The sequence below is a fragment of the Streptomyces prasinopilosus genome (assembly GCF_001419695.1).
In the GTDB taxonomy this organism is placed as follows: Bacteria; Actinomycetota; Actinomycetes; order Streptomycetales; family Streptomycetaceae; genus Streptomyces; species Streptomyces prasinopilosus.
In genome coordinates this window covers 1-4727 of sequence record NZ_LIRG01000084.1, presented here as the reverse complement: position 1 = coordinate 4727, position 4727 = coordinate 1, and the positions used below count along the sequence as shown (strand labels likewise).

At 73.8% G+C, this 4727-nt stretch carries 4 protein-coding genes and 2 pseudogenes; 3 read left to right on the top strand and 3 right to left on the bottom strand.

The genetic code is table 11. From position 1 onward, the window contains the following. On the bottom strand, positions 1 to 611 hold a 611-nt coding region (locus tag AOK18_RS30350), incomplete at its 3' end, for a PH domain-containing protein (protein WP_079104853.1). Positions 612 to 734: 123 nt separating this feature from the next. On the opposite strand from AOK18_RS30350, the gene deoC reads away from it, so the two are divergent. Genes deoC through AOK18_RS05035 form a run of 3 tightly spaced genes read left to right on the top strand, consistent with a single transcriptional unit; the run spans position 735 to position 4220 of the window. Then, positions 735 to 1733: a deoxyribose-phosphate aldolase gene (deoC, locus tag AOK18_RS05045; protein ID WP_055693516.1), complete on the top strand. Its 999-nt coding sequence runs from the start codon at positions 735 to 737 to the stop codon at positions 1731 to 1733. Between the two features lie 5 nt (positions 1734 to 1738). Beyond that, entirely contained in the window at positions 1739 to 3292 is a 1554-nt protein-coding gene (locus AOK18_RS05040; RefSeq protein WP_240503062.1) for an aldehyde dehydrogenase family protein, read from the top strand. Beyond that, complete coding sequence (locus AOK18_RS05035) at positions 3285 to 4220, top strand: aldehyde dehydrogenase family protein (RefSeq protein ID WP_055693515.1); 936 nt, start codon at positions 3285 to 3287, stop codon at positions 4218 to 4220. Before AOK18_RS05040 ends, AOK18_RS05035 begins: the two co-directional genes overlap by 8 nt. Before the next feature lie 106 nt (positions 4221 to 4326). Here AOK18_RS05035 and AOK18_RS33970 read toward each other — a convergent pair. Beyond that, a pseudogene (locus tag AOK18_RS33970) lies at positions 4327 to 4590 on the bottom strand (hypothetical protein); the annotation flags it as partial. Next, a pseudogene (locus tag AOK18_RS33965) lies at positions 4500 to 4727 on the bottom strand (hypothetical protein); the annotation flags it as partial. The pseudogenes AOK18_RS33965 and AOK18_RS33970, both read right to left, overlap by 91 nt.

Below are 4727 nucleotides of genomic sequence, written 5' to 3'. Positions count from 1 at the left end.
GCGGCGGCGCCGCCGCGCCGGAAGGCGTCGCCCACGCCGGGGGCCCGGCCCGCGGCGCGGACGTCGACGCCGTGCGCCCGCTCGCCCGCGGCCCGCATCTCCTGCCGCGCCGCCCGCTTGCGGGCCCGCAGGGAGACGGGCAGGGCCCACAGCTGGTAGGTGGTGCCGGCGTCGGTGACGACCTCGTTGGAGTAGCCGGAGCGCAGCGAGGCGACCCGGCCCCAGGGCAGCTCGACGGTGCGGAAGGGGTTGCGCACGCGGAGCCGGTCCTCACCCGCGTGCACGGCGGGGAGCAGGGTGTAGGCGACCACCGGGGGGACGAGGAGCAGCAGCGCGGCGAGCGCCAGCCAGGGCGCCCGGCCCTCGCCGCTGATCATCGCGTCGACGCACATCCAGCCGGTGACGGCGAGCAGCAGCACGCCACCGGCGATGCCCGGATTCGACCGGTAGACCCGGTCCGCCGGAGTGTCCGAGACCTCCGGGCCCTCCGGGGAGGGGGAGGACCCGGTGGACGCGGTGGGGCCGGCCGAGCCCGCGGGCTCGGCGGGCTCCGCCGGCGCGGCGGGCTCGCTCCGCTCCGGGTCGGAGGGCTGGTGCTCGGGGGTCGTCATGCCTCCGATTCTGCCCGACGGGCCCGCAAGCACCGGCGGGTGGTGGTCCGGGGGCGGCCGGCGCCCGGCGGGCTCGGAGGGCTGTACAGCAGCTACGCGCGTAGATATGCTCGGCTGGTGACCATGTCCTCCACTGCACCCACCTCCCCCCAGCCCTCGCCGACACCCGAGCGAGCCGGTGCCCCCGCCGCGCTGAGCGACGTCACCGCGTCCGACGGTGCGCTGCGCCGCTTCCTGCACGGGCTGCCCGGCGTCGACGCGGTCGGTCTGGAGGCGCGTGCCGCCTCGCTCGGCACCCGCTCGATCAAGACGACCGCGAAGGCGTACGCCATCGACCTCGCCATCTCGATGGTCGACCTGACGACGCTGGAAGGCGCGGACACCCCGGGCAAGGTCCGGGCGCTCGGCGCGAAGGCGGTCCGCCCCGACCCGACCGACCGCACCGCGCCCGCCACGGCCGCGGTCTGCGTCTACCCCGACATGGTGGCCGCGGCCAAGGAGGCCGTCGCCGGCTCCGCGGTCAAGGTCGCCTCCGTCGCCACCGCCTTCCCGGCCGGCCGCGCCCCGCTCGCCGTCAAGCTGGCCGACGTCCGGGAGGCCGTCGCCGCCGGCGCCGACGAGATCGACATGGTCATCGACCGCGGCGCGTTCCTCGCGGGGAACTACCGGAAGGTGTTCGACGAGATCACCGCCGTGAAGGAGGCCTGCGGGGCGAGCGCCCGGCTGAAGGTCATCTTCGAGACGGGCGAGCTGTCGACGTACGACAACATCCGCCGGGCGAGCTGGCTCGGCATGCTGGCCGGCGCGGACTTCATCAAGACCTCGACCGGCAAGGTGGCGGTGAACGCCACGCCCGCGAACACGCTCCTGATGCTGGAGGCGGTCCGCGACTTCCGCGCGCAGACCGGGGTCCAGGTCGGTGTGAAGCCGGCCGGCGGCATCCGGACCACCAAGGACGCGGTCAAGTTCCTCGTCCTGGTCAACGAGACCGTCGGCGAGGACTGGCTGGACAACCACTGGTTCCGCTTCGGCGCCTCCTCGCTTCTGAACGACCTGCTGATGCAGCGCCAGAAGCTGGCCACCGGCCGCTACTCCGGCCCCGACTACGTGACGGTGGACTGATCACCATGAGCAAGAAGAACAAGAAGACCCGGCAGGCAGCGGTCGCGTCGGCCGCCGAGGCCGGCGGCACCCTCGCCGCCACCGCGGCCGCCACCGCGCCCGTCGCGCACGCCGCGCCGGAGAGGGCGTCCGCGTTCGCGTACGCCCCGGCACCCGAGTCCCGCGCGGTCGTCGACATCGCCCCGTCCTACGGCCTGTTCATCGACGGCGAGTTCACCGAGGCGGCCGACGGCCGGGTCTTCAAGACCGTCAGCCCCGCCACCGAGGAGGTCCTCTCCGAGGTCGCGCAGGCCGGTGAGGCGGACGTGGACCGCGCGGTGAAGGCGGCCCGGAAGGCCTTCGGAGTCTGGTCGGCGCTGCCCGGTGCCGAGCGGGCCAAGTACCTGTTCCGCATCGCCCGGATCATCCAGGAGCGCAGCCGCGAGCTGGCCGTCCTGGAGACGCTGGACAACGGCAAGCCGATCAGGGAGACGCGCGACGCCGACCTCCCCCTGGTCGCCGCGCACTTCTTCTACTACGCGGGCTGGGCCGACAAGCTCGACCACGCCGGCTACGGTGCGCATCCGCGCCCCCTCGGCGTGGCCGGCCAGGTCATCCCCTGGAACTTCCCGCTGCTCATGCTCGCGTGGAAGATCGCCCCGGCGCTCGCGACCGGCAACACGGTCGTCCTCAAGCCGGCCGAGACCACCCCCCTCTCCGCCCTCTTCTTCGCGGACGTCTGCCGCCGGGCGGGCCTGCCCCGGGGCGTCGTCAACATCCTTCCCGGATACGGTGACGCGGGTGCCGCGCTGGTCGCCCACCCGGACGTGGACAAGGTCGCCTTCACCGGCTCCACCGCGGTCGGCAAGCAGATCGCGCGGACCGTCGCCGGAACGCGCAAGAAGCTCACGCTCGAACTCGGCGGCAAGGGCGCCAACATCGTCTTCGACGACGCCCCGATCGACCAGGCCGTCGAGGGCGTCGTGAACGGCATCTTCTTCAACCAGGGCCAGGTCTGCTGCGCGGGGTCCCGCCTGCTGGTCCAGGAGTCGATCCACGACGAGCTGCTCGACTCCCTCAAGCGCAGGCTCTCCACCCTGCGCCTGGGCGACCCGCTGGACAAGAACACCGACATCGGCGCGATCAACTCCGCGGAGCAGCTCGCGCGGATCACCTCGCTCGTCGAGCAGGGCGAGGCGGAGGGCGCCGAGCGCTGGTCGGCGCCCTGCGAACTTCCCGGGAACGGCTACTGGTTCGCGCCGACGCTGTTCACCGGCGTCACCCAGGCCCACACCGTCGCCCGCGACGAGATCTTCGGCCCGGTGCTGTCCGTCCTCACCTTCCGGACGCCGGACGAGGCCGTCGCCAAGGCCAACAACACGCCGTACGGCCTGTCGGCGGGCATCTGGACGGAGAAGGGCTCCCGCATCCTGGCCGTGGCGAACAGGCTCCGCGCGGGTGTCGTCTGGTCCAACACGTTCAACAAGTTCGACCCCACCTCGCCGTTCGGCGGCTACAAGGAGTCGGGATTCGGCCGCGAGGGCGGCCGCCACGGCCTGGAGGCGTACCTCGATGTCTGAGAAGACCGACAAGAACGCGAAGACCGGCACGGCCGACGGCGCCGGGCGGCGGCTGAGCGTCTTCAAGACCTACAAGCTGTACGTCGGCGGGAAGTTCCCGCGTTCCGAGAGCGGCCGGGTGTACGAGGTGACGGACTCCGAGGGCCACTGGCTCGCCAACGCGCCCCTCTCCTCCCGCAAGGACGCCCGGGACGCGGTGGTCGCCGCCCGCAAGGCGTTCGGCGGCTGGGCCGGGGCGACGGCCTACAACCGCGGCCAGGTCCTCTACCGCGTCGCGGAGATGCTGGAGGGCCGCCGGGAGCAGTTCGCCGCGGAGGTCGCCGACGCGGAGGGCCTGTCGCGGGACGAGGCCGCCACGCAGGTGGACGCGGCGGTCGACCGCTGGGTCTGGTACGCGGGCTGGACGGACAAGATCGCCCAGATCGTCGGCGGCGGGAACCCGGTCGCGGGCCCGTTCTTCAACCTGTCCTCCCCCGAGCCGACCGGCGTGGTCGCCGTCCTGGCTCCTCAGGAGTCGTCCTTCCTGGGGCTGGTCTCGGTGCTCGCCCCGGTGATCGCGACCGGCAACACCGCGGTCGTCATCGCCTCGGAGAGGGCCCCGCTTCCGGCGCTGTCGCTCGGCGAGGTGCTGGCCACCTCCGACGTGCCCGGCGGTGTGGTCAACGTCCTGTCCGGCCGTACGGCGGAGATCGCCGCGCCGCTGGCCGCGCACCAGGACGTCAACGCGATCGACCTCGCGGGCGCCGGTGAGGCGCTCGCGAAGGAGCTGGAGATCGCCGCGGCCGACAACCTCAAGCGCGTCCTGCGTCCACAGCCTGTGGACGACTGGGCGGCGACGCCGGGCACGGAGCGCATGACGGCCTTCCTGGAGACGAAGACGGTCTGGCACCCGACGGGTTCGCTGGGCGCCTCGGGCTCCGCCTACTGACGGGGGGCCGCCCACGGCCCCGAGAGCCGCGCCCCGTCCGGGGCGCGGCTCTCCGCGTCCCCGGTGGGCGCCCGGCGCCCGGCCGGTCCGCGGGACGCCTCCCGGGTCAGCCGCCCAGCACTCCCGTCGCCCGTCCGGCCACCGGGAGGTCGTCGACCGACTCCGCCCGGGTCACCGGACCGGTCACCGCGCGGGAGTCCACCGGCCGGAAGTCGGCGACCTGGGTGCCGACGCCGTTGTCGAGCGGGTCGACGCCCGTGCCGGCCAGCGGATTGGGCTTCAGGCCGGTGACCGGGCCCGCGGCGTGGCCGACCGCGCCCGCCAGGGGCTGGACACCGGCCTGCGGGTCGACGGCGCCCAGCGACGCGGGAGCCTGCCCGGCGTCGCCGCCCAGTCGTCCCCAGGCTGTGGACGCAGGACGCGCTTGAGGTTGTCGGCCGCGGCGATCTCCAGCTCCTTCGCGCGCGCCTCACCGTCGCCCGCGAGGTCGATCGCGTTTACGTCCTG

Coding starts and splice junctions, on each gene's coding strand:
- AOK18_RS05040 (WP_240503062.1), top strand. CDS start 1,739: ATGAGCAAGAAGAACAAGAAGACCCGGCAGGCAGCGGTCGCGTCGGCC.
- deoC (WP_055693516.1), top strand. CDS start 735: ATGTCCTCCACTGCACCCACCTCCCCCCAGCCCTCGCCGACACCCGAG.
- AOK18_RS05035 (WP_055693515.1), top strand. CDS start 3,285: ATGTCTGAGAAGACCGACAAGAACGCGAAGACCGGCACGGCCGACGGC.